We start from the raw sequence: 23,730 nt of genomic DNA on the forward strand, positions 1-23,730 counted from the left end.
ATGTGGGGTGGCGTTTTTATTGGGCAGACTCTCCATTCGGTATATAATACAGAAAATGGGGATGATATTCATTTTGGAGTGACGCCATGCCAGAAGCAAGAGCGCATCTACCTGAAGAATGGGCCCAACAGGCGCGCTGCCCGGTGTGCAGCCAGCGCCCGTTGAATGTGGTGCAAAGCGCGGATCAGCCCGACCGGTTGGCCTGCCCGCGCTGCGGAACGCAGTTTGAAATGGATTTGGGCGGCCAGCAGGTGCGGCTGGTGCAGGTCCCGCCCATCCTGCCCGCGGAATGGGCCGGCACCTGGGTGAAAGCCGCCGATATTCAGGCGCGTGTGCGCCAGGTGGCCCTGGCCGCGCGGGAACGCCGGGCCGCTCCCCCACCCGCCGCAGCGCCACAGCCCATTCCTACCCCCCCGCCCGCCGCCGCACCTCAGCCTGCGCCCGCAGCCGCCGCGCCTCAGCCCGTCCCCACGCCCGCGCCGCGCCCGGCCCAGCCCGAAAGCCGCCGCGCGCACCGCCACGAAATCGGACGACATCCTGGTGCGCCATTTGCGCCCCTTCCGCACCGCCTGGCTGGCGCCGCTGCTGGTGGTGTACGCCTTTGCGCCCTTCTTCCCCAGCCTGCAAACCGGCATGCAAAAAACCGCCCTGATCCTGATCATCTGGCTGTCGGCGGTGACGTTTAACGCCCTGTTAAACGCGGCGAACGATATTTATGAGAACAGCAAGAATTACAACGGGGTCAGTATTCAAGGCTATCTGGATCTGGTCAAGATACTGGCGGTGGTGGTGGCGATCATTTTCAGCATCACCCTGCTGACCGGGCAGTCACCCTGGGTGCTGCTGACCAGCCTGGGGGCGCTGACGGCGGTGGTGCTGCTCATCTTTCAGGGCACGCTGCTGTCTCTGGTGGCCAGCATCCAGATCGTGGCCAACGATTTGATCAAAGAAGGCGATTGGATTGAAGTGCCCAGTTACAGTGCAGACGGGGACGTGGTCAACATCAACCTGCACACCATCAAGATCCGCAACTTTGACATGACTTACTCGGTGATCCCCACCTACAAGATCGTGGAGGTGGCCTACCGCAACTGGCGCGGGATGAAGGAAAGCGGCGGGCGGCGTATTCAGCGCTCGATCTCGGTGGACATGAACACGATCAAGTTTTGCGATGCTGAGCTGCTGCAAAGGCTGCGGCGGATTGACCGCCTGCAAACTTATGTGGACCGCAAAATTGAAGATTTGGAGGCCTACCGCCAGGAGCACGCCGATCACTTTGACTCGCCCCTGGACGGACCGCAGATCACCAATGTGGAGGTCTTCCGGCGCTATATCGTCAAGTATTTAAAGAGCCGCGAGGATATTTATCAGGAAAACATGCCCTTTTTGGTGCGGGCGCTGGCCCCCAGCCCCAACGGCCTGGATATTGAAGTATACGTGTTCGCCAAGACCACGGAATGGACGGCCTATGAGCTGATCCAATCCGAGATTTTTGATCATTTGCTGGCGGCGGCGCCCAACTTCGACCTGCGCGTGTTCCAGCAGCCCAGTGGGTTGGATTTTTCCGATTTTGCGCGCTCGGTGCGGGTTTGAGGACGATTCCCACGCAGAACGGATTGCCAACCCCTTGACCCCGCGGATGGGTTTGCGGAACGATGGGGGTTCAGGGAAGGAAATGAATTTCAAATTCCAGGCCTGCCTCGTTTAAAGCCGCCTGGAGTTGGTTTAGGGGCAGATCGTGAAATTCGATCACAAAGCCGCAATCGCTGGACAGTTCGCGCGGGGTGGGGATGAGCTTAACCAGGAATCCCGCCTTCTTCAGCGCTTTTTCTCCGCGCAGCGCAGAGGTGGTGGTGTGAAACAGGACAATGCCGCGGCTCATGGGTTAATGATCCGTTCGACAGCCCTGAGCGTGCTGGCGATGTCCTGCGGGCTGGTGGTGGGGCCAATGGCCAGGCGCACGGTTCCGTTTGGAAAAGTCCCCAGCGAGCGGTGGGCGGCGGGGGCGCAGTGCAACCCTACGCGGCACAGAATGTCAAATTCTTCATCCAGGCGTCGGCCGATTTCTGATACATGTTTTCCCTGGATGGTGAACGAGACAATGGCAACGGATTGGTCAGGATGGGTAGGGCCATAGACCTGCACCCCGGCCAGGCGGGTTAACCCCTGCTGAAGGGTTTGTTTCAGCTCGTCTTCTTGGGCTCGAATGGCCTGTAGGCCGTGCTGTTGGACCCAATCTAACCCGGCTTTGAGGCCGGCAATGCCCACGCCGTTGGGTGTTCCGCTCTCGTAGCGGTCTGGCAGATCCTCCGGCTGGGTTTCGAATTCTGAGCGGCTGCCGGTTCCGCCGCGCACCAGGGGGGATAATTGGGCGGTGTCAAATGTGTCAGCGAGGACCAGCCCCCCTGTTCCAGGCGGCCCTTGCAGCCCCTTATGGCCGGTAAAAGCCAGTAAGTCGGCGCCCATTGTGGGGAGGTGAATGGGCAGGCTGCCGGCCGTTTGGGCTGCATCTACCAACACCCAGGCCCCGGCTGCGTGGGCCAGCCTGGCAATTTCTTCTGCCGGAGCGATGGTTCCACTCACATTGCTGGCGTGGTTCAGGATCACCAGGCGCGCGGGGGTTTGCAGCGCTGCCGCGAATTTTTGGGGCGAAAGGCTGCCGTCTGACTCTGCGGGAATCACCTCCACCTGCACGCCGCGCTGTTGCAGGGCGCGCAAAGGGCGCATGACGGCGTTGTGTTCCATACCGCCGGTGATGACGCGCTGACCCGGTTGGAGGAGACCCTGGATGGCCAGGTTGAGGGCGTGGGTGGCGTTCAGGGTGAAGATCACCCGAGTGGGGTCTTGTACGCCAAAAAAGTCGGCCAGGGCATCGCGGGTATCAAAAATCACCCGTGCGGCCTCGATGGATAGTTTATGACCGGAACGGCCGGGGTTTCCCCCGGCGCGTTCCAGGAAATCATGCATCGCCGCCGATACTTCGGGCGGTTTTGGCCAGGAGGTGGCAGCGTGATCCAGGTAAATCATTTGGTCAGGGTGATCCGGTAGGAATGATCGTCCTCATCGGCGACCTCGGCCTTCCAGCCGGCCAATTTGCCGGTGCGTTCGATATTGTGGCAGGAGGTGGCGGAATCGGATAAAACGATGAGGGTACCCTTTCCAAGAGAAAGGAGCGCCTCACGGGTCAACATGGCGGGTTCCGGGCAGGAAAGGCCGCGAACATCCAGGATTTTAGCTGAAGTCATGAGGGATCTCCTTAAGCAGAGGCTTTTTCACGCATGGTCAGGCCGAGGATCGTCAGGATCACCAGACCGGCGATGACGGCAGCGGCGCTGTTGGCGCCGGGACCGGCGGGGGAGGCGGCCAGGCTGAAGGTGTGGGCCACGCCCGCGCCGGCGATCATCCCAAAGACAAACAGGGTCGCATCTGCATCCCCTTCACCGCTTAAAAAGACCTGACGGCCAGGGCAGCCGCCCGCCAGGGTGAAGGCCAGACCAGCCAGCACCATACCGCCAAAATTCCACAAGGCGTTGGTGTGGGCGACGGGTTGGGCTTCAAACCCGGGGTTGAACTGTCCCAAAGCCAGGTTGGTGACAAAAGCGGTCAGCACCAGGGCAAGCACACCGTAAAACAAATGCCCATCTCGTAAGAGCACCACATCGCGCAGGGCACCCACCGTGCAGAAACGAGAACGCTGTGCCAGGAAACCCACCACCAGCCCAACGCCCAACGCCAGGAGCAGGGAAGCGTGCTGGCTGCCGGGGCCTTTTTCGGAGAAGAAGATGGGGCCAACAGGGTTTCCTTCCGCATCCCGACCCAGAAGGGGCGCAGTCACGAGCAGGATGAGCAAAAGCAGCGCAAACGCAGGCATGACCCAGCCCGCCGCGGGTGAGGCGGCCCGGCTGCGGCCCAGGCTAAAGCCGCGTTTGAGGAAGAGGATGCCCAAGCCAATGCCAGCAAACAGGCCAAGAATCCCTGGAATGGCGTTCCAATCCCCACCCGAAAGGCGCAGGTAAGCCCGCCAGGGGCAGCCCAGGAAAACCAACGCGCCGATGATGGCAAACATGCCTAATAAAAAGCGAATTAGGGGGGAAGATCCTCCGCGCGGTTTAAACTCGCGGAAAAGGAGGGCTGCAGCCAGAGACCCGAACACGAAGCCGATGATTTCGGGGCGGATATACTGCACAGTGGCGGCCCGGTGGAAACCTAAAGCGCCGGCAATATCACGGCTGAAGCAGGCCACGCAGATGCCCATATTGCCTGGGTTGCCGAATTTGACCAGGAGGGGAGCCAGAATGCCGATGACAATGCCGGTTAAGATGGGCCCCCAACGGGAGGTGAGGAATTTTGAAACCGATTGCATGAACAGAATCCTTTCGATGGGTTAAAAAAGCTCCTCTGCGCACCGGCAGAGGACGCCCAAATGACCCGGGATACTGTCCAATCCTTCTTCAGAGAGAAGTCTTCTTTCTGCCGTGCGCACCGACTGGATGTAACACGTACATCCGCTCACAGGGATTTCAATTCCAGCGAATTGGATTGGCCACGGCTTCACCTCCTTTTGATTGAAAATTTTCGACCTTGAACCGCAAAACGTGGGTTAGCCCCTGCAGCGGACCGCTTATTTGCGAGTTCGCCGTTGTTTTGAATGACCTTCAACACCCCCCCTATTCTCTCGAAAAAGGTGAAGGTATATATAAAGTATAGGAAAACCCGGCGGCTTGGGAAGTGATAATACTCATAAAATGAATATTATCTTGTGCAGAGATCTGTTTGAGCTGCCAATAGGGGTTGGCACGGAATTGGGCTCAGGCAGGCAGTTAAACAAAAAAAGCCCCTTTGCAGAGGCTTTTTGTGGCTCCCCGAGTAGGACTCGAACCTACAACCTAGCGGTTAACAGCCGCCCGCTCTGCCGATTGAGCTATCAGGGAATACGTCAATTATTATAAGATCGGTTTGCGCTGGTGTCAAGGCCGGGGAATGAGATGCGCGGCGCTGGCTTTGAACGCGGCCTGAACCGGCAGCCCAGGGGCCAGGCCCATCTCTTCGGCGGAAGAACGCGTGATCAGGGCCACCAGGGGAAAGCCGCAGTCCAGGGTCACGCGCACCAGGGGGCCTTGCGGCAGGGTGCGCGTCACCGTGCCGGACAGGCGGTTGCGCGCGCTGGAGGCCGGCACCCCGGCGCTGGTGTAGAGGGTGATGTCTTCAGGGCGCAGGCACACGTACACGCGCCGGCCGGGCGGCTGCTGGCCGAGGGCTTCGATCTGAAAGCCGTCGGCAGCCACCAGATTCAGCCCGTCTTGCTGGGAGATCACCTGGGCGGGCAGGTAGGTTTCAACGCCCACAAACGCGGCGATTTCGGGGTCAGCGGGGGCCGAGAACACCTGCTGGGGGGCGGCCACCTGGCGCAGTTCACCGGCGATGAGGACGGCCACGCGCGTGCCCAGCAGCAGGGCTTCGTTAAGATCGTGGGTGACAAACACGGCGGTTTGACGGGTTTCGCTGAGCAGGGTTTGCAGATCGTCCAGCAGGCGGGCGCGGGTGGGGGCATCCAGGGCACTGAAGGGTTCATCCAGGAAAAGAATCTCAGGTTCCACCGCCAGGGCGCGCGCCAGGGAAACGCGCTGGGCTTCGCCGCCCGAAAGGGTGCGGGCGCGGCGCTGGGCCAACCCAGCCACCCCCAGGCGCTCCAACCAATGTTGGGCGCGGCGTTGGGTTTCGGCGCGCGGCAGCCCGCGGAAGCGCAGCCCGCTGGCGGCGTTATCATACACGCTGGTATCCATGAGCAGCGGTTCTTGCAGCACCAGAGACGTGCGGCGGCGGTAAGCCAGCGCCCCTCGCGAGGGGATGGGCTGGCCGCGGAAGCGCAGCTCGCCGCGGCTGGGGGTGAGCAGCGCACACAGGGTGAGCATCAGGGTGCTTTTTCCGGCGCCGTTGGGCCCAATGACGGCCAGTACTTCGCCTTCTTCAACGCTCAATTGGGGCACGCGCAGCACGGAGCGCCCGTCACGCAGGATTTCGAGATCGCGGACTTCCAGGACGGCGCTCACGGCTTACTCCCTCAGGCGGCGCTGCTGCACCCAGGTGAGCAGCAGGTTGATCAGATAGGCCAGCAGCATGAGGATGACGCTGAGGGCGATGGCGACGGCAAATTCGCCTTTGCTGTTTTCCAGGACGATGGCGGTAGTGAGCACACGCGTCTGCCCGCGCAGATTGCCGCCGACCATCATCGAAGCGCCCACCTCCGAAATGACGCTGCCAAAACCGGCCATGACGGCGGCCAGCAGCGGCAAGCGCGCCTCGCGCCACAACGCCCACACAATTTGCAGGCGCGAAGCCCCCAAACCCTTGAGCTGCAATTCCAGGCGGGGGTTCAGCTGCTGCAAGGCGGCCAGGGTGAGGCCGGTGACCACCGGGGCGGCGATGACCGTTTGGGCGATGATGATGGCGGTGGGGGTGTACATCAGGCGCAGATCGCCCAAGGGGCCAGAGCGCCACAGGAAAATGGAAACGGCCAGCCCCACCACCACGGGCGGCAGGGCCATGCCGGTGTTGACCAGGCTGATCCAAAAGCGGCGGGTGGGGAAATGACCCAGCGCCAGCAGTGTGCCCAGGGGCAGCCCCACCAGCAGGCTGACGAGGGTGGCGATGCCGGAAACGCGCAGCGACAACCCGGTGATGGACAGGACTTCAGGGTCGGCGCTGAACAGCAGCTGCACCGCGTGTACCAGACCTTCCCAAATAAGTGACATGGAAGCAGTTTCCTACGCGGCAGCGGCCAGCCAGGCGGCGGCCAGCCCAGGGGCCTGGGCGGCTGACCACAGGGTGATGATTTCGCCGTGGGGCCAGCGCTGGCGGGCGATGGGGATCAGTTCGGGGCGCACCACCGCCAGAGCCAGGCGGTATTGGGCGCTGTCGAGGGCGCGCAGGGCCGAAAGCCAGCCCTGGCCGTGTTCCAGCTCGTAAGGGCCGAGTTCATCCACCACCAAGAGGTCGGCGGGGACGGCGCTGCGGAAGGCGGCGTCGCCCCAGGCCAGGGCTTCGGGATCCAAAATCCATTCCGGATCGGCGGGCGGGGGGGCATAGGCGGCCAGCGGGCGCTGCTGCTGTGTGGATAGATCCAGGGCGTCTTTGCCCTGCTTGCGCCCGTTTTCAAAGCGGGTGGGGCTGCACACCCCGCGCACCGTCCATCCGGCGTCGCGGGCCAGGTCGGCGGCCACGCGGCACAGGCTGGTTTTCCCAATGCCGCGCCAGCCGGTGATGATCATTAAGCTGCCAGGGTGAAGAGGAGGGCTTTGCATTTGCATGGGTCTATTATACCCATAGAAACAACAGCGGGCGGCCTTTCACAGACCGCCCGCGCTTGAGAATCCAGTGAGCCGGGCTTAGCGCCGCGGCAAATTGCGGCTGAGCCGCCAGCGGTTAATGAGACTGCCCAATTCGGTCACGCTGCGGGCCAGGTTGAGCTGCTCGCCGCCCGCGGCCACCAGGGCGGCGGCCTGGGTGCGGATTTCTTTGGCCATGTCCTCGTTCATGCCGCTTTGTTCCAGGGTTTCGACCCAGCCTTTTTGGGTTTCGGCGTCAAAGGGCAGTTTTTGCACCCACGCCAGGATCTTTTTTTCTTCAGGGGATAATTTTGCAGCCATAGGTACCTCCAGGATGTATTGTACCGTGAATCGGGCAGAACGTCAGGTGGGCTTTAGCGGCGGCGCGCGTTGGGCGGTGGGCTGGAGGTGCGGCGCGGACGTTCGCGCCACCAGCGCGGGTTGGGAGGCGGCAGGGTGGGGGTAAGGGGCTCATCCGGAAAAGGCTCGGCGTCCACCAGGCGGGCGTAGATGTAACGGCCCAGGATGCGCAGCGAGGCGATGGAAGGGGCTGCCAGCACCACGCCCAACACCCCTGCCAGGGCGGCGCCGCTGAGGATGCCCAGGATGACCACCACGGGTGGCAGGCGCACACTGCGGCCGATGATGCGCGGGATGAGGTAGTTCAGGTCAAATTGGGTGAAGGTGATGTGCAGGGCCAACACCACCAGAGCAAAGGTCCAGTTGGGCAGGGGCAGCCAGGTGGAGCCGCCAAACAAGGCCAGCAGTGAGGCCAGCACCAGCCAGATGCCGTGGCCGACGGAGGGCAGAAATTCCAAAATGCCCCCCAAAACGCCCATCGCCACGGCGAAGGGCAGGCCGATGATCAGACCTTCAGCGGTCAGGATCAGGCTGACGATGACCGCCAGCAGCAGCTGCCCGCGGAAGAAGGCGCTCCAGATGGTGTTGATCTCGTCGCGCAGGCGGATGAAGTCGCTTTCATAGCCAGGAGGGGCCAGCGAGGTGAGCCAATCGTTGAGGGCGGCCGAGTCTTTGATGAGATAGATGGAAATGACCACGATGAAGACCACCCACACAATGGACCCCACCAGGGCGGCCACGATGTCAATCGTCTGGGTGAAGAGCGGGCGCAGCAAGTCTTGCAGGCTAGCCGAAAGCTGGGCCAGGAGGGCCTCACCCGAGAAGGTGAAGGGACCAATTTGCAGCGGTTGATCCACCCACTGTTGGGCCTGGTTGAGCAGCAGGGTGATGTCGCGGGCCAGTTCGCGCACCTGCTGGATGAGCAGGGGGATGATGATCCACAGCGCGCCGCTGATGAACAGGGCGAGCAGCAGGTAGATGACGGCGATGGCTGCGCCGCGCGAACCCTTCAGCGGCGGCTGCAGCCGGTTCACCAGAGGGGTCAAGACGTAAGCCAGGATCACCGCCAGCACCACCGGCGCAATGACGGCGGAAAACTTGTAGAGCAGGAAGATGAACCCGGCCAGGATCACCAGGGAGACGGCGATTTTGACCTGGGGCGACCAAAGGGGGCGGGAAGGCTTCATGCATGTATTTTATCGGAAATATCCACGGGGAACAACGCCCCTGCGCGGGGTATAATGGACCCAACGGGGAAAAGTTGGCAGCACACAGGCCCCCAGGCTGGGCGGGGGGAGGGCCTGAAAACGATGATCAGCAGGAGCGTGACATGTTCGCGGTGATGGGCAAAATATTATGGGTGGACCTGAGCGAGGGGCGGTGCTGGGAAGAGGCCGTGCCGGAATGGGTGTACCAGACTTATCTATCGGGCATGGGTTTGGCGGCCTACACGCTGTACCGCGCCGTCCCGGCCGGGGCCGACCCGCTGGGGCCGGAGAACGTGTTGGGGTTTGTTTCCGGCCTGCTGACGGGCACGGGCAGCATGATGACCGGCCGCTGGATGGTGACGGGTAAATCGCCGCTGACGGGCACCTGGGGCGACGCCAACTGCGGCGGCACGCTGGCCCCGGCCATCAAACACGCGGGCTACGACGGCATTTTTGTGCGCGGCATCAGCCCTCGGCCGGTGTATCTGTATGTGGATCACGGGCGGGCGGAGCTGCGCGCGGCGGACGAGCTTTGGGGGCTGGATACGCGCCAGACGGAAGACCGCCTGCAGGCGCTGTTTACCGGCCGGCCGGTGAGCGTGGCCTGCATTGGCCCGGCAGGGGAGAAATGTTCGCGCATCGCGGGTATTTCCAACGACCAGGGGCGCATGGCGGCGCGCTCGGGGCTGGGGGCGGTGATGGGGGCCAAGCGGCTGAAGGCGCTGGTGGTGAGCGGGGCCTTCCCCATCCCCACGGCACAGCCCGAAGAGATGCAGCGGCTGACGAAACGCTTTTTACGTTGGGCCAATTTCCAGCCGCCCTTTGTCAACGGCCAGGGCGCGCGCCTTTTGGGGACGGTGATGCGCTGGATGCCGCTGAGCCTGCGCCAGGACGGCATGCTGTACAAGTTCTTTTTGACTAAATACGGCACGGTGGGACTGAATCAATTCAGTATTGAGACGGGCGACGCGCCGGTGGGCAACTGGGCCGGGACCAACGAGGATTTCCCCCCCAACCGCTCAGAAACCGTCAACCCCGACCGCATCCGCGAGCGAGAGCAGGCCAAATATCACTGCTATTCCTGCCCGGTGGGCTGCGGGGGTATGACCCATTTTGCGGGCGGGCAGCGCGAAACCCATAAACCCGAATACGAAACCGTTCTGGCCCTGGGCGGGCTGCTCTTGAACCAGGATCTGGAAAGCATTTTTGAAGCCAACGAAATGCTGAACCGGGCGGGGATGGACAGCATCTCCGCGGGGGGCACGCTGGCTTTTGCGCTGGAGGCCTACGAACGCGGCTGGATCACCCGTGAGGACACGGGCGGGCTGGAACTGCGCTGGGGCGACAGCACGGTCATTTTGGAGCTGCTGCGGCGCATGATCGCCCGCGAGGGGATTGGCGATTGGTTGGCGGACGGCAGCCGGGCGGCAGCGGAGCGCATGGGGCGCGGCTCCATCGAGGCAGCTGTGCAGGCGGGGGGGCAGGAACTGGCCATGCACGACGGGCGCAATGATCCCGGCTTTGCCCTGCACGCCGCGCTCGACCCCACCCCCGGGCGGCACACCGTGGGGGCTTACCTGTATTATGAAATGTTTCAGCTGTGGCGCAAGATTCCGCGCCTGCCGGCGGCGCGCGGGCCGCTGTACCCCAAGGGGCACAAATACGGTGCGGACCGCGAAAAGGCGGTTCAGGCGGCGGCCAACAGCCAGTTTATCCAACTGCTCAACGGCGCGGGGGGGTGTCTGTTTGGGGCCTTTATTGGGATGCAGCGTATGCCCTTGTTTGAATGGCTGAACGCGGCCACGGGTTGGGATCTGGATGCGGAAGCCTATCTGCGCATTGGGCGCAACATTCAAACCGCACGCCAGGCGTTTAACGCCCGCGAGAATTTGCCCCTCAAAGCGCCCATTTCTCCGCGCGCCCTGGGCTTGCCGCCGCAGACGCGCGGCGCGAACCGCGGGCGCAGTGTGCCGTTGGAAGAGCTGGCCAGTCTGTATTGGGCTGAGATGGGCTGGGATGAGAGCAGCGGACGCCCTCCGCGGGCCGAACTGGCGGCGCTGGGTCTGGAAGCTGAGGAATAGGGGGACCGTATGGCGCATTGGATCAGCGAGGTATGCAGCGGCTGCGGGGCCTGCGCGCATATTTGCCCGGTGGGGGCGGTGCTGGGACAGCGCCGCGAACCGCACCACATTGACCCGATGCGCTGCATCGACTGCGGGGCTTGCGGGCGGGTGTGCGCGGCGGGGGCGGTGCACACGGCACAGGATGAGGTGGTGGCACGGCTGGCGCGGGCTGCGTGGCCTCGCCCTAATTTTGACCTGCGGGACTGCACCGCCTGTAAAATTTGTGTGTTTGCCTGCCCGGTGGGGGTGATTCAGTTAGACGCGCAGGGGTTGCCCAGCCTGACTCGGCCTTCGGCCTGCATTGGCTGCGGGCTGTGCGCCCGCTGCTGCCCGGCGGGGGTGATTGACATGGCGGTGAAGGTTTAGGTTTTGGGCGCGCGGCGGGCAGCGGGTTCGGGGGCGGGCCGCAAACCGTCCAGCAGGTGCAGCACGGCCAGAATGGGGTGGCGGCGCAGCATGCGCGGCCCGGCGTAGCGCATCATCACGCGCACGCGTTCCCGCAGGGCGGGCTGGTAACAGTGAACGCGGCATTTCGCGCAGGTGGATTTATCTTCCTGAAAAGGGCAGCGCTGCAGGCGCTGAAGGGCATACTCCTGCAATTCCTGACAGTCTGCGCACAGGGTTCCGGCGGGTGGGTGGTGCAGATCGCGGCAGTACAGGGCGGTCATCACCTGGATGGTTTTGGCTTCGCGGCGCAAACGGGGGTGAGTGAAGGTGGGGGGCGGGTTCACGCGGTTCTCCGGTAGAAATAAGCTTCAGGATACGAATAGATTACGGCTTTTGCCGCTCGGTTTCTTTGCGCTGGCGCAAACCCGCGGAATCATCCTGGTGCGGTGCGCAGGCGGCGTACGCTGCTGAGGGCCTGCACCGCCCACCGCTCATCCTGAGGGTCTTTCCAGGCGGCGGCCACCATGGCGATGGTATCGGCATCCACCACCGCGCCGGTGAGGATCCAATGGCTGGCGGGGGAGTTGTTGGGGGGGTGAATCTGAAAAAACGTGCGGCAGGCGTCCTGGCGAGGAAGGGTTTGCCAGCCCGCGAAAAAGGCATCCAGGCCGGCGCTGTCATCTTGCAGCACTTCCTGGCGGGGCATGGGCACCAGGCGGAAGGTGCGGTCGAGGTCCCAATAAATGGGGCCTTTGTCGGTTTCAGCGAACAAGAAGCGCCCCGGCAGGCGCGCCACCCAGTCGTGGGGGAAAGGGATGAGCAGATCACCGCGGCGGTAGCCGATGGGTTCGCTGAGGGGCAGGTCGGGGGGCACACAGGCGCTGGGGGTCGGCATCTCCATCAAAGCCGCCAGTTCACTCCAGGCGGCCAGGGGCAGAGGCAGCAGCGGGTCGAGGCGGCGGGCGGCGTCCAGATGGGCCAGGGCGGCTTCACCGAGATTGCGTTCCAGAGGGGTGCGGGGGGAAGTCCAGGTGCAGTCGTTCCACAGCAGCCACAGGGCGGCGTTGCGGTGGTAGAGGGCGTCGCGTTCCACATTGGGCCAGACAAAGAACTGTTGGGCCAGGGGGGTGAGAGACGGAGCGGCCAGCAGGCTGGGAACCTCCGCAGCGGCGAGCACGCCCAGGGGGGTGCAGATGCCTTCGCGGCGAGCGGGATACCAGGCGTCGGTGGGGAAGTTGACGTGGATGCCCGATGCGCCGGGCTGCACCTGGGTGAGGGTGTAGAGCATGTCGTGCAGCCAGGTGTAAAAATGCTGGCGCAGGGTGCCAAAATCGCGCAGCTCCCAAAAACCGGTCTCGTCCTGCACGCGCAGCTCCACCCAGGCCTGACGGCTGTAGGTCAGCAGGAAATCGGCGGCGGCTTTATGAAAGCCCGGCCCGGCTGCACTGCTTTGGGCCGAGCCGCGCAGTCCGCCCGCGGTTTGGGCCACGTACAGGGTGCCGCCGGGGCAGAATTCCACCCCCGCTTCGCCCGGTCCCCATTCCACCCAACGCAGGCCCAGACGGCGGGCAAGCAGCTGCATTTCGCGCAGCAGGTTGGGCTGTAACATGCGGGCGGTGCTGGGGATGGGGGCGGTTTCGAACAGAATTTGCAGACTCATCGTGGTTAGGCCCAGAGGTTGGCTGGGGTGAGGTAAGTATAACAAACCATGCCAAATTTGGCCAAAACTCGCACATCTGGGTCAGAACAGGTAGAATTCGGGCATGACGCAGACGGAGATGGATGAAACTCAGACCAGGGTGACAGTTCTGGCCCAAATTGTGAGCCGGGAAGTGCTGGGCGGGATGGGGCTGCGTCCGCCGGGGCTGCCTTACCGTCTGGCGCAGGTGTTGGCGCGGCCGGGGGTGATGCGCATGGCGCGGCTGTTGGCCCAGGCGGACGCTGAAGCCGGGCGGCGCGGGCTGCACGCGGCGGGCGAGGTGCTTTTGGAACGGCTGGCGACGAGCTGCACAGCCCAGGGAGCCGAGGGTGTCCCCGCGGAAGGACCGGTGCTGATCACGGCCAACCATCCAGGCGGGCTGGAGCTTTTAGCCCTTTTGGCGCAGGTGCGGCGGCCGGATGTGCGCGTGCTGAGCAACCCGCAGCCCTTTCTGCAGGCCATGCCCCACGTTTCACCGGCCATGCTGTACCTGAGTGCGGACTCAGCGGGTTATTTCACGGCCATTCGCCAGGTGGTGAGCCAATTGCAGGCGGGACGGGCGGTGATCGTCTTTCCGGCGGGGCAGATGGAGCCTGACCCGGGGGTGACGCCTGGGGCGGTGGAATTCCTGGAACGTTGGTCGGCCAGCTCGGGGGTGTATCTGCACAAGGTTCCCGAAACGCGCCTGGTTCCGGCGGCCCTGACGGGGATCGTCAGCCCGCGGGCGGTGCAGTCGCTTTTTGTGCGGGGGTGCAGGCCGCCCAAGGCGCGCCAGCGCACGGCAGCTTTTCTGCAATTACTGGTGCAGCTTTTGGCGCGGGACCGCTGGCCCATTCACATCCGCCTGGTGTTTGGCGCGCCGGTGGGGGCGCGGGAACTTTCGCCGGAGCTGGATCCACAGACGTTGACGGCAGGGACGCGCGCGCTGACGGCGCGGCTGCTGGAGAGACTGGGGGCTTTGCCTTCGGTGGGTGTGCCCTTCACGGGCGAGGGGGCGTGAACGGCGCGTCCCTACTCGTTTGCGCTCGGGTTCAACCCCAATTGATCGCGCAGGTGGGCCATTTGGGTCAGCAGGTCGGGCAGGCTGGCCTGTAACTGCTGGAGCTGTTGATGGAAGACGGCCGGATCCGCCTGGGGTTCCTGGTGTTCCAACTGGCTGGCCAGGGCTTCCATTTGGGCCAGGGCCTCGGCGGCGGCGGGCGCACCCAGGTTGCGGCAAGAGGATTTGAGGGTGTGGGTCAGGCGGCGGGCGGTTTTCCAATCCCCCGTTTCGGCAGCCTGACGGATGGCCTCGGTTTGGCGGGGGGTGTCTTCGAGGAAGAGGTTGACAATATCGCCCAGGCGCGAAACCGACCCGCTCCCCAGGGTGGTCAGCCAGGACTGCAAGGCGGCGGGATCTACCAACGGGGCGCTACTGCTGAGTTCAGCATCCATTTGCTCGGCGCGGCGCTGAGCGTTTTCTAACACGGCGTTCAGTTCCTCCATGCGAATGGGCTTGGCCAGATAGGCGTCCATGCCCACGGCGAGGCTGCGTTCCTGTTCACCGGAGAGGGTGTGGGCGGTCATGGCGGAGAGGACGGGTTGGTGAGCGAGGGGCAGATCGGTGCGGATGCGCTGGGCGGTTTCCCATCCGTCCATGACGGGCATTTCAATATCCAACAGCACCAGATGATAGGGCAGACCCGCGGCGGAACGCAGGCTGAGGGCCTGGAGGGCTTCCTGACCGTTGCTGACGGCGTCGGCGCGGTGGCCGAACTGCTGCAGGAGCAGCAGGGCGATCTTTTGGTTGATGGTGTGATCTTCGACCAGCAGAATGCGCAGCGGGTGGGTGGGGGCCGGAGCAGGGGCGGCGGACGCGGGCGCAGCGGTTGACGGGGGACCTTGCAGCGCCTGGCGCAGGGCTGCGATCATCTGCGTGCGCCGCAGGGGTTTTTGCATCAATACCCCGCCCAATGCACCCGTTTTGCGGGCGTCCCAGCCCAGCGGGGCCAGCCACAGCAAGGCCGGGGCGGGGCCGTTCCAGGTGGGCGGCAGGATTTTGGTGAAACCCTGGCAGAGAGCGGCATCCACCAGGATAAAATCGGGCTGAAATCCGTCTGGGTTCAGCATTTCCGTGTGAAGCTGGGGGATGGATTCAACCAGGCTGACGCGCAGCCCCAGCCCGCCCAGTTCACGCGCCAGGGCGGCGCGCTGCGAGGCGTTGGGCACCACCCCGGCGATGACGCGGCCCACCAGGTCTTGGGGTGGGACCGCGGAAAGCTCTTGTGAAGCGGCGGGGCGAACCTGCACATAAAAACGGAAGGTGGAGCCAACTGAAGCGGTTTCATCCACCCAGATGCGCCCGCCCATGCGTTCGCAGATGCCGCGGCAGATGGATAGCCCCAGGCCGGTGCCGCCGTAGCGGCGGCTGGTGGATGAATCTCCCTGAACGAAGGGGTCAAACAGATTGGGGATCTTATCGGCGGGCAGGCCGATGCCGGTGTCGCGCACAGAAAAGTGCAGGGTGGGCGCGCCGTCTGGCTGAGTCTCGGCCCAGGCGCGCACACATACTTCGCCCTGGTCGGTGAATTTGACGGCGTTCGAGATCAAGTTGAGCAGCACCTGTTTGAGGCGGGTTTCATCACCAGAGACGACCTCGGGCAGCGAAGGATCCAGGTCGCCGATCAGCTCCAGGCCTTTATCGTAGGCGTTCAGCGTGGCCAGGCCGAGGGCGTCTTGAATGACGGCGCGGGGTTGGAAATCACGGTATTCCAGCTGCATGTGCCCGGCGTTGATGCGGGAGAAATCGAGCACGTCGTTGAGGATGGCCAGCAGCGATTCGGAGCTGAGGCGGATGTACTGCAAATACTCCTGCTGCACCACATCCAGGGGGGTGTGGGAGAGGACTTCCACCATGCCGAGAATGCCGTTCATGGGGGTGCGCAGCTCGTGGCTCATCATCGCCAGAAAGGAGGTCTTGGCGCGGTCGGCTTTTTCGGCCTGGTCGCGAGCGGCTTCCATCTCGGTGTACAGGCGGGCTTTTTCCAGGGCGATGGCTACCTGGTTGGCAAAGGCCTGGGCCAGGCGGGCGTGGTCGGGGGTGTAACTGGCGGGGTTGGTGCTGTCGAGGGTGAGGGCGCCGATCATCTTGTCCTGGATCATCAGGGGCACACCCAACCAGGATTCGATGTGGTTATGGGGCGACTGGTGGAAGATTTCGGGGTAGACGCGCTTGATTTCGTTAAAGATGGAGGGTTGGCGGGTTTTAAACACCTGCTGCATGGGGTTGTCGCCCAGAACTGGAAAGCGCAGCCCGATGACATCCTCTGGGTTCGAAAACCCGCGCTGACCGACGATTTCGGTGTAATCGTCTTTGAGCAGCTGTACCGAGGCGGTGTCGTAGGGCACCACATGGGTCAATTGATCCAGAATCTGCTGGATGGCAGCTTCCATCTCCAATGCGGCCACGCCCTCACCAGCCTTGCGCAAGGTTTCGGCCTCGGCGGCGCGCTGTTGGGCGGCTTCGTAGAGGCGGGCGTTTTCCAGGGCCAGACCGGCCTGGTTGGAAAAGACGGCCAGGGCTTCGGCGTCTTTTTGAGTGTAGGCGTTGGGTTGAGTGCTGGCCAGCGAGAAGAAGGCCAAGATCTTGCCGCGGGAGAGGATGGGACAGCCGGCCCAGGAATTGAACAGGCGCGAGGCTTCGGTGTGCACCCAGCCGGGGAAGGCGTTGATATCGGGGATGATGAGCGGTTTGCCGGTTTCAACCATGGTGCGGAAGTTGTCGGTTTTGCTGATTTCAAAACCTTTGGTTTCCACATCGGCGCGGACGGCGGGGGGGAATTCACAGTGAAAACGCGTGCGCACGGGGTAGGCATGGCCGTCGAGGGAGAGGAACACATTGCCGATGTGGTACTCCAAAACGGCGGAGATCTGATCCAGAATGTGATCCAGCACCTGTTCAAAATTGAGGGTGGCGTTGAGGACTTCACCCGCGGAGCGCAGAGCCTCGGCCACCCGACGGGCATGTTGGGCGGCTTCTTCGGCCTGCTTTTGGGCGGTCACATCCATCATGTACCAGTCGTAGAGCAGCACGCGCCCATCTGCGGTCCGCACCACGTGGGTGTAGTCGTGAACCCAGCGCTGCTCGCCGTCAGCGGTGAGGATGGGGTAATCCTGCTCGTAAAAATTGGCGCCGGAAAGGATCAATTCCTGGGCGTTCTTGCGAATGCGTTCACGGTCGCTGATGGGAATGAGGCTGAAATATTCGCGCTTGCCGCTGATGAACTCATCGGCGCTGTAACCGAACTGTGAGATGTTGGCCGAGACGTACATTTGGCCGGCGGCGGCGTTGCCAATTTGCCGCCAGACCACCACGGGGCCGCCCAGGAACAGTTCGCGCTCCTGCTGGAAGAGCATATCCAGGTTGTGCCGGTCGTTGATATCGTGGAAAATCAGCAGCGTGCCTGCCCGCGAATCGGGTGACCAGAACAAGGGGGTATAGCGCAGCTCATACTGGCGCTGGTTGAGCTCAATTTCGGTCCAGGTGGCATCCGTGAGGTTTTGCGCCAGGTCCACAGGTAAAATCTTATGCGCATCCAGGCCGATGGCGCGGTGCATGGGCAGGTTAAACATAACGTGGGCGGCGGGGTTGATATCGGCGATGCGCCCTTGCAGATCCAAAACGATAACGCCGTCCTCCATGTGTTCCAGCACCAGGCCGCGCACCATGGGCATCAGATCCAACAGGCCGCGGCGGAAAACCGCCCAGGCGAAGGCCAGGCCGGTGATGGTGAAGGCGAAAATGGACAGGCTGGGCACCAGCGGACTGGCGGCGAAGATGAACTGGCTGAGCTGGGCGATCCAGGGGACGAGCGTGCCCACCACCAGGGCCACCACCTGCCCGTGGTACTGCTGGGGGGTTTGGAACAGGCTGAGAAGCAGCAGGAAGCCGCCGGTGAGGAAGAAGGTGGTGGAGTAGAGGTAATGCAGCCACCAGACTGGGCCGCGGTCGTAAAGCAGCAGGGAGAGACCGTGGTGTTCCACCAGGCGCGGGGCCATGCTGAGGGATTGTTCGGCCCAGCCCATCAAAATGACGGCGGCGATGAGGGCGGGTTCCAGGGCGAACAGGAACCAGTTGCGGTTGTGAATGGACATCCACCGGCCGGTGTAATTGAGCGTGAAGGCCAGGAAGGTGGGCGGGATGAAGCTGGAAACCACGAACTGCGCATACAGCCAGGGCAGGCGCGAATCCAGATTGCCCTGGGCCATTTCCAGCGCGTTCAAGGCGGCCCACAAGGCCACGCTGAAAAGCATAAAGGTGAAGGGGCGAACCGCGCGCGAGGCGCGCCGCCGCATCCAGGTGAACAAACCAATCCCCAGGCAAAGTGCGCCCGATAAAAGGTAGAGGGTCACGGGCCAGGTGCCAAAGTTTTCCATGCTTCCATTATAGCCAGAAGCGGCCGATTCCCATGCGGTGGGCGGTTTACATTTTTGTCATGCAAGATGAGAATTGGATTAGGGTTTTGAAAAAGGCTTGTACAAGCTGTGTAGAATTAGTATAATGTTTGTGTATAGCGTAAACCAACCCGTAATCCACAGCCCTTCGCGGCCAGAGCAACCCAGGAGAACCGACCATGATACCGATCTCAGAGATTCCGGATGTTCCGAAATACAATATCAAGAGCGTGTGCAACCAAACGGGTATCCGAGCGGTGACACTGCGAGCCTGGGAACGGCGGCACGAGGTGCTGACCCCTCACCGCGCCGAAAACCGCTACCGCCTGTACAGCGACCGGGACGTGGCTTTACTGCGCTGGATTAAGAACCGCGTGGATGAGGGGGTTTCCATCAGCAGCGCGGTGAGCGAACTGCGCAGTATGCTGCGAAATGGGGTCTGGCCCGAAACCTCGCCGGTGAGCGTGGATGCGCCGGTGCGCAAGAGCGACGCGCCCCCCAGCGATTATGCCCACGGCTTGTATCGGGCGTTGATTCAGCACGATGAAGCCCGCGCGGGCGAACTGCTGCGCGAGGCCAACGCGGCCTTTGACATCCGCACCCTGTGCCAGGACGTGATTGCCCCCTGTCTGGTGGAGATTGGTGAAGCCTGGTACACCGGGCAGATCCGCATCACCACCGAACATTTTGCCAGCGCCTACCTGCGCGGCAAGCTGCTTTCGATTATGCAGACCTACCCCACACGGCGCAGCGCACAGCATGTGCTGGTGGGGGGAGCGCCGATGGAACAGCATGAGATCGGCAGCCTGATGATGGCCCTGCTGCTGCGCAGTGAGGGCTACCGTGTGGAATTTTTGGGGCCGGATTTGCCCCTGGAAGATTTGGTGGACTACGCCTCCTACGAGAAACCGCACATGATCATCCTTTCGGCCACCCTGACCGAATCGGCTGAGGCGCTCCGCAATTTTAACGCCAAGCTGAGCCGGCTGCGCCCAGCGCCGATCTTTGGCTACGGCGGGGCGGCATTCCGCGTGAAGCCAGAGCTGCGCAAGCAGGTTCCGGGCTTTTACCTGGGCGATACCCTGGTGGAGGGTTTGGAAAAAAGCGCGGCCCTGTTAGAAGAGAAAGCGGCACAGCGCCGGAAATAGGCCAGGGCAGCGGCCAAAGCGGATGACCTGACTGAGATTATACAAAGGCTCGACAACCGTTGGAGAGCATGCTATATTAACCGTAGATGGGAGGTCACGTCATGGATGAACAACGGTTATTTGATACGCACCGTCCGGTGTATAACATCAAAGCGGTTTCGCGCCTGATTGGCCTGCTGCCCGTGACCCTGCGAGCCTGGGAACGGCGCTACGGCCTGCCCAGCCCCAGCCGGGGGGAGCAGGGATATCGGCTTTATTCGGAACACGATGTGCGCACCCTGCGCTGGCTGAAAGCCCAGTTAGAAGCGGGCCTTTCTATCAGCCGTGCGGTGGAATACTTAAATGAACTGCGCACCACTGGGCGCGATCCGGCGGAAGTCAGCCCTCTGCCTTATGTGGCCCAGCCTGCGTCCTTAAATCACTTGTCCCAAGAATTGCTGCACAGCTTGGTGCAGTTTAACGAAGGCCAGGCCAACGAGATTTTGCGGCGGGCTTTTTCGCTGTTTGCCATGGATCAGGTGCTGACGGAGATCGTTCAGCCGGCCCTGGTGGAAATTGGTGAACGCTGGCACCGCGGTGAGCTGCCGATTGCGGCGGAACATTTCGCCACCCAGTTTTGCATGCAGACCATGTTTTCGATGATCGCCTCCTCCAACCCGCCCACGCACCCGGGGGTGCTGGTGGCGGCCTGCGCGCCAGGCGAAACCCACCAAATTGGGCTGCTGATGATTGTGGTCATGCTGCGCTGGCGCGGTTGGGATGTGAAATACCTGGGGCCGGATTTGAACCTGGAACGGCTTTCGGAAGCGCTTGAGCCCATTCGCCCCCGCATGCTCTTGTTTACCGCCACACGCGAAGAAAGCGCCGTGCGCCTGGAGGCCCTCAGCCAGGTTCTGGCGCAGTTCCCTGCGCCCCAGCCGCTGGTGGTGTTGGGCGGACAGGCCTTTCAAGAACGGCGCCTGCCCGAAAGCGTACCCGCGGTTTACATTCAATCCACGCCTTCGCTGAGTGTGGCCATGATCGAAGAGCTGCTGCAAAGTTAACCGCCATGCCGCGCTTTGAACACTGCTTTGAGGTAAACGCGCCGCTGGAGGCTGTGGCGGAGTTTCACCGCGATGCGCGCGCGCTGCGCCGCTTGACCCCGCCGCCCATGTGGGCGCAGTTTCACCGCGTGGAACCTTTGGGTGAAGGTTCCGAGGCCGAATTTACCCTGTGGTTGGGGCCGCTGCCGCTGCGCTGGTTGGCCCGCCACCAGGGAGTATCCCCGCTGAACGGCTTTACCGATGTGCAGGAACGCGGCCCGCTGCTGCGCTGGGCGCACACCCACCGCTATGAAGCGGCGGGTGAAGGGCGCACGCGTGTGGTGGACCAGGTGGATTTTGTTCACCTTCCCGGTTGGCGGGGGTGGGGAACGCGCCTGCTGTTCAGCCGGGCGGGTCTGGCCTTTTTGTTTGCTTACCGTGCCTGGGTCACGCGCCGCGCGCTGCGCGGGGCTTGAAAAAGGGTGGGGAAAATCACTTATCCTGGGTGAAGGCAATATTATAATCAAACAAAGATGACATGCAGACCTTCACCCTTTCCATTGGGCTGGGATTAATTTCGGCGGTGTTTGGCGCGTTTGCCAATTTATCGGCACGCCAGATCATGCGGCTGACCTCTCCACGGGATTATTTAGCGTTAAACTTCGGCTTGTTATTTTTATGGCTGCTGCCGGCAGCTCCGTTTTTGGGGCGGGTGCAGCTTTCGGCGGCGGCGCTGGGGGCGCTGCTGGCGGCGGCGCTGGTGGATGCGGCGGCCAATTACCTGTACTTTAAGGCCTTTGAACAAAACGATGCAGCCAGCGCATCCATGCTGCTGTCGCTTTCGCCGCTTTTTACCCTGGCGCTGGCGCCGTTTTTTGCGGCGCAGGCGGGAGCGGTGAGTTGGGCCCAGGCGCTGGGGGTGGCGGCGGTGGTGGCTGGGCTGGTGCTGGCGGCGCGGGGCGTTAACCCCCAGCCGGGCGGCGGGGCCAGAAGCTGGGCGGCGCCTCTGGGCGCGGCGGCTCTGTTTGGGGCCAACTTTTACCTGTTGAAATGGATTTTCGCGCAGGGGTATGCCAACCCTGTGGGGTATTACTTTTTGCGGGCGGGGCTGATTGCCATTTTGGCCTGGGGGATGCTGCGACCGCGCTGGGCCTGGGTGAACGGCGCGGCGCTGCGCCTGAGCGCGGGACGGGCGCTGTTGGTGGCGGTGCAGTGGCTGCTGCTGCTCTATGCCTTACAGGTGGGCAGCCCGGCGGTGGTGAAGGCGGCCAGCGATGCATCGCCGCTGTTTGTGATGGCATTTTTAGCCCTGTTTTGGAAGGCCCGCTTGCTGCCGCGTCAATGGGCGGCGGCGGGGTGCATTTTGGCGGGGCTGGGGCTGGTGACTTTGGGCGGATGAGATTGTACAATCCTTATATTAACCTTATATATTGATTCGTTAAGTATATACACATGTGATATAAATAACGGTGAAACCATTCAACCACCTTGCAGAATCATCCAGGAAGGGGATCGAGCACATGAAAAAGAAGATCATCGTCATTGGCGGGGGTTTTGGCGGGCTGGGGGCGGCCTGCCGTTTGGCGGCGCGCGGACATGATGTGGAAATTTTTGAACAGCGCGACCGCTTGGGGGGGCGCGGCTATCTGTATGAGATCAACGGCTTTAAGTTTGACGGCGGGCCCACGGTGATCACCGCTCCGTTCATGTTTGACGACATCTTTAAGGCGGCGGGCAAAAACCGCGAAGACTATGTGCAGTTTGTTCCCTGCGATCCGTTTTACCGCATTTTTGACCACAACGGGCGGGCCTTCAATTACAACGGTGACCACGAGTTCACCCTGTCGCAGATTGATCAGTGGAATCCGGCGGACAAAGAGGGTTACACGCGCTTTATTGAGACTACCAAGCCGATCTTTGATAAAGGCTTTTTGGAGCTGGCGGATCAACCCTTCACGCATGTGAGCGACATGCTCAAGGTGGCCCCCGACCTGGTGCGGCTGCAGTCTTACCGCAGCGTGTACAACTACGTGAGCCAGTTTGTGAAGGATGATTTCCTGCGGCGGGTGTTCTCCTTCCACCCGCTGCTGGTGGGCGGCAATCCCTTTGACACCACCAGCATCTACGCCATGATTCACTACCTGGAACGTGAGTGGGGCGTGTGGTATGCCCTGGGCGGCACGGGCGCCATTGTGGACGCGCTAGCCAAACTGTTCGGCGAGCTGAACGGCAAGGTGTCTTTGAACAGCGAGGTGGCGGAGATTTTAACCGAGGGGCGCAAGGTGACGGGGGTGCGGCTGGCTGACGGCAGCATTCACCGCGCCGATGCGGTGGTGGCGAATTCAGAAGTGGCCAACACCTACATGAAGCTCATCCCGGCTGCGGCGCGCCGCCGCAACAGCGATGCGCGCTACCGCAACACGCGCTACAGCATGTCGCTGTTTGTGATCTATTTTGGTACCAAGCGCCAGTACCGCCACGAGGGCAAGCTGGCCCATCACAACATCATCTTATCCGAGCGCTACAAAGGGCTGTTGGAGGATATTTTCAACCGCAAGGTGCTGGCCGATGACTTTTCGCTGTACCTGCACATGCCCTCGCTCACCGATCCCAGCATGGCCCCGGAGGGCTGTGAGACCTTCTATGTGCTTTCGCCGGTGCCGCATTTGGACGCAGATATTGACTGGAACCAGATGGCGCGCCCTTACCGCGATAAGATCATGCAGTTCTTAGAAGAGAACTACCTGCCGGATCTGCGCGCCAATGTGGTGGCCGAGCATTACATTGACCCGCTGCATTTCCAGAACACACTGAGCAGCTACAAGGGCGCGGCCTTCTCCGTGCAGCCGGTGCTGACCCAGTCGGCCTGGTTCCGGCCTCACAACCAGTCGGAAGATTTTGACAATCTGTACCTGGTGGGGGCGGGCACCCATCCCGGCGCGGGTCTGCCGGGGGTGCTGTCGTCCTCCATCATTGTTGAGAATTTGATTGAGGCCAAAGGGTAACGGCGCGTAGGCCGGATTGG

The 23,730-nt window shown here is 62.5% G+C and carries 22 protein-coding genes and 1 tRNA gene; 10 read left to right on the plus strand and 13 right to left on the minus strand.

Translation table 11 applies throughout. The features are described from left to right. Positions 1-86 precede the first annotated feature (86 nt). Together ADN01_RS20120 and ADN01_RS13895 are read left to right on the plus strand one after the other, a co-directional pair. Positions 87-686, plus strand: a complete 600-nt coding sequence (locus tag ADN01_RS20120) for a hypothetical protein (RefSeq protein WP_236691019.1) — start codon at positions 87-89, stop codon at positions 684-686. Next, on the plus strand, positions 634-1,593 hold the full coding sequence (locus ADN01_RS13895; protein WP_236691023.1) for a mechanosensitive ion channel family protein: 960 nt from the start codon (positions 634-636) through the stop codon (positions 1,591-1,593). The genes ADN01_RS20120 and ADN01_RS13895 overlap by 53 nt, the downstream gene beginning before the upstream one ends. Before the next feature lie 70 nt (positions 1,594-1,663). Here the strand turns inward: ADN01_RS13895 and ADN01_RS13900 are convergent, their stop codons facing one another. From ADN01_RS13900 to ADN01_RS13945, 10 genes are all read right to left on the minus strand, one after another. Then, positions 1,664-1,882, minus strand: coding sequence for a DUF3343 domain-containing protein (locus ADN01_RS13900; protein WP_062417257.1), 219 nt, complete (start codon positions 1,880-1,882; stop codon positions 1,664-1,666). Beyond that, complete coding sequence (locus ADN01_RS13905; protein WP_062417258.1) at positions 1,879-3,027, minus strand: aminotransferase class V-fold PLP-dependent enzyme; 1,149 nt, start codon at positions 3,025-3,027, stop codon at positions 1,879-1,881. The genes ADN01_RS13900 and ADN01_RS13905 overlap by 4 nt, the downstream gene beginning before the upstream one ends. Further along, a complete protein-coding gene (locus tag ADN01_RS13910; protein WP_062417259.1) occupies positions 3,024-3,245 on the minus strand; it encodes a sulfurtransferase TusA family protein in 222 nt (73 codons plus the stop codon). The genes ADN01_RS13905 and ADN01_RS13910 overlap by 4 nt, the downstream gene beginning before the upstream one ends. An 11-nt stretch (positions 3,246-3,256) precedes the next feature. Continuing rightward, a complete protein-coding gene (gene yedE / locus ADN01_RS13915) occupies positions 3,257-4,363 on the minus strand; it encodes a YedE family putative selenium transporter (RefSeq protein ID WP_062417260.1) in 1,107 nt (368 codons plus the stop codon). Between the two features lie 492 nt (positions 4,364-4,855). Then, positions 4,856-4,931 (minus strand) — tRNA-Asn (locus ADN01_RS13920). 36 nt (positions 4,932-4,967) lie between these two features. Continuing rightward, entirely contained in the window at positions 4,968-6,050 is a 1,083-nt protein-coding gene (locus ADN01_RS13925) for an ABC transporter ATP-binding protein (protein WP_062417261.1), read from the minus strand. Between the two features lie 3 nt (positions 6,051-6,053). After that, positions 6,054-6,752: an ABC transporter permease gene (locus ADN01_RS13930; protein WP_062417262.1), complete on the minus strand. Its 699-nt coding sequence runs from the start codon at positions 6,750-6,752 to the stop codon at positions 6,054-6,056. Between the two features lie 12 nt (positions 6,753-6,764). Continuing rightward, positions 6,765-7,307, minus strand: a complete 543-nt coding sequence (locus ADN01_RS13935) for a nucleoside-triphosphatase (protein ID WP_082142641.1) — start codon at positions 7,305-7,307, stop codon at positions 6,765-6,767. Between the two features lie 78 nt (positions 7,308-7,385). Further along, on the minus strand, positions 7,386-7,646 hold the full coding sequence (locus ADN01_RS13940) for a hypothetical protein (protein WP_062417264.1): 261 nt from the start codon (positions 7,644-7,646) through the stop codon (positions 7,386-7,388). A 53-nt stretch (positions 7,647-7,699) separates the two neighbouring features. Continuing rightward, positions 7,700-8,872, minus strand: coding sequence for an AI-2E family transporter (locus ADN01_RS13945; RefSeq protein WP_062417265.1), 1,173 nt, complete (start codon positions 8,870-8,872; stop codon positions 7,700-7,702). 143 nt (positions 8,873-9,015) lie between these two features. On the opposite strand from ADN01_RS13945, the gene ADN01_RS13950 reads away from it, so the two are divergent. Together ADN01_RS13950 and ADN01_RS13955 are read left to right on the plus strand one after the other, a co-directional pair. Continuing rightward, entirely contained in the window at positions 9,016-10,974 is a 1,959-nt protein-coding gene (locus ADN01_RS13950) for an aldehyde ferredoxin oxidoreductase family protein (protein WP_062417266.1), read from the plus strand. A gap of 9 nt (positions 10,975-10,983) precedes the next feature. Further along, entirely contained in the window at positions 10,984-11,382 is a 399-nt protein-coding gene (locus ADN01_RS13955) for a 4Fe-4S binding protein (protein WP_062417267.1), read from the plus strand. Here ADN01_RS13955 and ADN01_RS13960 read toward each other — a convergent pair. Then, positions 11,379-11,747 (minus strand): nitrous oxide-stimulated promoter family protein, encoded by a 369-nt coding sequence (locus tag ADN01_RS13960; RefSeq protein ID WP_062417268.1) that lies wholly within the window; start codon positions 11,745-11,747, stop codon positions 11,379-11,381. The two genes, ADN01_RS13955 and ADN01_RS13960, sit on opposite strands and share 4 nt — an antisense overlap. Positions 11,748-11,836: 89 nt before the next feature. Beyond that, the gene (locus ADN01_RS13965) at positions 11,837-13,063 is read right to left on the minus strand and encodes a hypothetical protein (protein WP_062417269.1); all 1,227 of its coding nucleotides are present in this window, start codon (positions 13,061-13,063) and stop codon (positions 11,837-11,839) included. Between the two features lie 103 nt (positions 13,064-13,166). Between ADN01_RS13965 and ADN01_RS13970 the strand changes: the two genes are divergently transcribed. Next, positions 13,167-14,102: a GNAT family N-acetyltransferase gene (locus ADN01_RS13970; RefSeq protein WP_062417270.1), complete on the plus strand. Its 936-nt coding sequence runs from the start codon at positions 13,167-13,169 to the stop codon at positions 14,100-14,102. 11 nt (positions 14,103-14,113) lie between these two features. Here the strand turns inward: ADN01_RS13970 and ADN01_RS13975 are convergent, their stop codons facing one another. After that, entirely contained in the window at positions 14,114-18,517 is a 4,404-nt protein-coding gene (locus tag ADN01_RS13975; RefSeq protein WP_062417271.1) for a histidine kinase N-terminal 7TM domain-containing protein, read from the minus strand. Positions 18,518-18,714: 197 nt separating this feature from the next. On the opposite strand from ADN01_RS13975, the gene ADN01_RS13980 reads away from it, so the two are divergent. The 5 genes from ADN01_RS13980 to ADN01_RS14000 all read left to right on the plus strand — a co-directional run bounded on the left by ADN01_RS13980 (position 18,715) and on the right by ADN01_RS14000 (position 23,710). Next, positions 18,715-19,683 carry a MerR family transcriptional regulator gene (locus tag ADN01_RS13980; protein ID WP_062417272.1) on the plus strand — a complete coding sequence of 323 codons (969 nt, stop codon included), beginning with the start codon at positions 18,715-18,717 and terminating at the stop codon, positions 19,681-19,683. Positions 19,684-19,784: 101 nt separating this feature from the next. After that, a complete protein-coding gene (locus ADN01_RS13985; RefSeq protein WP_062417273.1) occupies positions 19,785-20,726 on the plus strand; it encodes a MerR family transcriptional regulator in 942 nt (313 codons plus the stop codon). A 5-nt stretch (positions 20,727-20,731) separates the two neighbouring features. Beyond that, positions 20,732-21,181 (plus strand): SRPBCC family protein, encoded by a 450-nt coding sequence (locus tag ADN01_RS13990; protein WP_062417274.1) that lies wholly within the window; start codon positions 20,732-20,734, stop codon positions 21,179-21,181. A gap of 62 nt (positions 21,182-21,243) precedes the next feature. Then, on the plus strand, positions 21,244-22,104 hold the full coding sequence (locus tag ADN01_RS13995; protein ID WP_062417275.1) for a DMT family transporter: 861 nt from the start codon (positions 21,244-21,246) through the stop codon (positions 22,102-22,104). Between the two features lie 121 nt (positions 22,105-22,225). Continuing rightward, positions 22,226-23,710, plus strand: coding sequence for a phytoene desaturase (locus tag ADN01_RS14000; protein WP_062417276.1), 1,485 nt, complete (start codon positions 22,226-22,228; stop codon positions 23,708-23,710). Positions 23,711-23,730 lie beyond the last annotated feature (20 nt).

Origin of the sequence: Levilinea saccharolytica (assembly GCF_001306035.1) — a bacterium.
Taxonomy (GTDB): Bacteria; Chloroflexota; Anaerolineae; order Anaerolineales; family Anaerolineaceae; genus Levilinea; species Levilinea saccharolytica.

What these genes read in the sequence shown, in the direction of transcription:
- ADN01_RS20120 (WP_236691019.1), top strand. Translation starts at nt 87, where the DNA reads ATGCCAGAAGCAAGAGCGCATCTACCTGAAGAATGGGCCCAACAGGCG.
- ADN01_RS13895 (WP_236691023.1), top strand. Translation starts at nt 634, where the DNA reads ATGCAAAAAACCGCCCTGATCCTGATCATCTGGCTGTCGGCGGTGACG.
- ADN01_RS13900 (WP_062417257.1), bottom strand. Translation starts at nt 1,882, where the DNA reads ATGAGCCGCGGCATTGTCCTGTTTCACACCACCACCTCTGCGCTGCGC.
- ADN01_RS13905 (WP_062417258.1), bottom strand. Translation starts at nt 3,027, where the DNA reads ATGATTTACCTGGATCACGCTGCCACCTCCTGGCCAAAACCGCCCGAA.
- ADN01_RS13910 (WP_062417259.1), bottom strand. Translation starts at nt 3,245, where the DNA reads ATGACTTCAGCTAAAATCCTGGATGTTCGCGGCCTTTCCTGCCCGGAA.
- yedE (WP_062417260.1), bottom strand. Translation starts at nt 4,363, where the DNA reads ATGCAATCGGTTTCAAAATTCCTCACCTCCCGTTGGGGGCCCATCTTA.
- ADN01_RS13930 (WP_062417262.1), bottom strand. Translation starts at nt 6,752, where the DNA reads ATGTCACTTATTTGGGAAGGTCTGGTACACGCGGTGCAGCTGCTGTTC.
- ADN01_RS13935 (WP_082142641.1), bottom strand. Translation starts at nt 7,307, where the DNA reads ATGCAAATGCAAAGCCCTCCTCTTCACCCTGGCAGCTTAATGATCATC.
- ADN01_RS13940 (WP_062417264.1), bottom strand. Translation starts at nt 7,646, where the DNA reads ATGGCTGCAAAATTATCCCCTGAAGAAAAAAAGATCCTGGCGTGGGTG.
- ADN01_RS13945 (WP_062417265.1), bottom strand. Translation starts at nt 8,872, where the DNA reads ATGAAGCCTTCCCGCCCCCTTTGGTCGCCCCAGGTCAAAATCGCCGTC.
- ADN01_RS13950 (WP_062417266.1), top strand. Translation starts at nt 9,016, where the DNA reads ATGTTCGCGGTGATGGGCAAAATATTATGGGTGGACCTGAGCGAGGGG.
- ADN01_RS13955 (WP_062417267.1), top strand. Translation starts at nt 10,984, where the DNA reads ATGGCGCATTGGATCAGCGAGGTATGCAGCGGCTGCGGGGCCTGCGCG.
- ADN01_RS13965 (WP_062417269.1), bottom strand. Translation starts at nt 13,063, where the DNA reads ATGAGTCTGCAAATTCTGTTCGAAACCGCCCCCATCCCCAGCACCGCC.
- ADN01_RS13970 (WP_062417270.1), top strand. Translation starts at nt 13,167, where the DNA reads ATGACGCAGACGGAGATGGATGAAACTCAGACCAGGGTGACAGTTCTG.
- ADN01_RS13975 (WP_062417271.1), bottom strand. Translation starts at nt 18,517, where the DNA reads ATGGAAAACTTTGGCACCTGGCCCGTGACCCTCTACCTTTTATCGGGC.
- ADN01_RS13980 (WP_062417272.1), top strand. Translation starts at nt 18,715, where the DNA reads ATGATACCGATCTCAGAGATTCCGGATGTTCCGAAATACAATATCAAG.
- ADN01_RS13985 (WP_062417273.1), top strand. Translation starts at nt 19,785, where the DNA reads ATGGATGAACAACGGTTATTTGATACGCACCGTCCGGTGTATAACATC.
- ADN01_RS13990 (WP_062417274.1), top strand. Translation starts at nt 20,732, where the DNA reads ATGCCGCGCTTTGAACACTGCTTTGAGGTAAACGCGCCGCTGGAGGCT.
- ADN01_RS13995 (WP_062417275.1), top strand. Translation starts at nt 21,244, where the DNA reads ATGCAGACCTTCACCCTTTCCATTGGGCTGGGATTAATTTCGGCGGTG.
- ADN01_RS14000 (WP_062417276.1), top strand. Translation starts at nt 22,226, where the DNA reads ATGAAAAAGAAGATCATCGTCATTGGCGGGGGTTTTGGCGGGCTGGGG.